The organism is Mesorhizobium sp. M7A.T.Ca.US.000.02.2.1, assembly GCF_003996995.1.
In the GTDB taxonomy this organism is placed as follows: domain Bacteria; phylum Pseudomonadota; class Alphaproteobacteria; order Rhizobiales; family Rhizobiaceae; genus Mesorhizobium.
Genome location: NZ_RZTT01000714.1, coordinates 1 through 1644 on the forward strand (window position 1 = coordinate 1; position 1644 = coordinate 1644).

The window sequence follows — 1644 nt, forward strand, 5'->3', positions numbered from 1 at the left end:
GTCCGTGCCGGACCTTCAGGCCGAAGCCGATATTGTCCGCCACCGTCATATGCCGGAACAGCGCATAGTGCTGGAAAACAAAGCCGACATTGCGCTCCTGGATGGACTTGTGCGAGGCGTCCTCGTCGCCGAAGAATATCTTTCCCCGTGTCGGCCGCTCCAGCCCGGCGATCAGCCTGAGCAGCGTCGTCTTGCCGGAACCGGACGGTCCCAGCAACGCGATCAGTTCGCCCGACTTGATGTCGAGCGACACGTCGTGAAGCGCCGGAAACCGGTCAAACTCCTTGCGCACGTTGGCAACGCGAACTTCCATAGTGGTCCCTTTGTCAGTGCCCGCGTGTCGCGGCGATCTCGGCGCCGTAGCGCATCTCGAGAAGTGTTTTCAAGACCAGCGTGACGAGCGCCAGGCCCGCAAGCAATGAAGCGACGGCGAAGGCACCGACGGCGTTGTACTCGTTGTAGAGGATTTCGACATGCAGCGGCATGGTGTTGGTCAGGCCGCGTATGTGGCCCGACACCACCGACACCGCGCCGAACTCGCCCATGGCACGCGCATTGCACAGGAGCACGCCGTAGAGCAGCCCCCATTTGACGTTGGGCAAGGTCACGTACCAGAAGGTCTGCCAGCCATTGGCGCCGAGCGAAAGCGCTGCCTCCTCGTCGCCATTGCCTTGTTCCTGCATCAGCGGGATCAACTCGCGGGCGACGAAGGGGAAGGTGACGAAGATTGTGGCCAGCACGATGCCCGGCACGGCAAACAGGATGACGATGCCATGCGCTTTCAGCCATGTGCCGAGCAGCCCCTGGGCGCCGAACAGAAGCACATAGACGAGGCCCGATATGACCGGCGAGACCGAGAAGGGGAGGTCGATCAGCGTGGTCAGGAAGGCCTTTCCCTTGAACTCGAACTTGGCGATCGCCCAGGCGGCGGAGATGCCGAAGACGATGTTGAGTGGCACCGAGATCGCCGCCACCAGCAGCGTCAGCCGGATCGCCGAGCGCGTGTCGGCACTGCCCAGCGCTTCGGTGTAGGCACCGATGCCCTTGGCGAAGGCTTCGTTGAAGACGATGATCAGCGGCAAGAGCAGGAAAATGCCGAGGAAGGCGAAGGCGACGGCCATCAGAGCAAGGCGCGCAGGGCGGCTTTCAGTGACCGCCGCCGACTGGCTTTCATGATGCGGTTCGTAGGATTTGATCTCCGGGTCAGCCATAGCGCTTGCGGCTCCATGACTGTGCGAGATTGACGACCAAAAGCATGATGAACGACAGAGCGAGCATGATCGCCGCGATCGCTGTCGCCGCCGGATAATTGTATTCCTCCAACCGAATGACGATCAGCAGGGGTGCGATTTCTGATTTGTAGGGCAAGTTGCCGGCGATGAAGATGACCGAGCCGTATTCGCCGACGCCACGCGCGAAGGCGAGGGCGAAGCCGGTGACGATGGCCGGCGCCAGGCCCGGAAACAGGATGCGGGTGATGATCTGGAAGCGATTGGCGCCAAGCGTGGCGGCGGCTTCCTCCACTTCCTTGTCGATCTCCTCCATGATCGGCTGCACGGTGCGCACGACGAAGGGCAGGCCGATGAAGATCAGCGCGATGACGATACCGAGCGGCGTATAGGCGACCTTGAAGCCGAGCGGCAT

The 1644-nt window shown here is 62.0% G+C and carries 3 protein-coding genes; all 3 read right to left on the reverse strand.

Features of this window, described 5'->3' with window-relative positions; all coding sequences use genetic code 11:
* On the reverse strand, positions 1-313 hold a 313-nt coding region (locus EOD15_RS33880), incomplete at its 3' end, for an ATP-binding cassette domain-containing protein (RefSeq protein ID WP_127409276.1).
* Positions 314-326: 13 nt separating this feature from the next.
* Complete coding sequence (gene cysW / locus EOD15_RS33885; protein WP_127270916.1) at positions 327-1211, reverse strand: sulfate ABC transporter permease subunit CysW; 885 nt, start codon at positions 1209-1211, stop codon at positions 327-329.
* Positions 1204-1644 (reverse strand): ABC transporter permease subunit (locus EOD15_RS33890; protein WP_127409277.1); only part of this gene is annotated, 441 nt, incomplete at its 5' end. The genes cysW and EOD15_RS33890, both read right to left, overlap by 8 nt.

Bases quoted from the DNA above. Each gene is read 5' to 3' on its own strand.
- cysW (WP_127270916.1), bottom strand. From the start codon at position 1,211: ATGGCTGACCCGGAGATCAAATCCTACGAACCGCATCATGAAAGCCAG.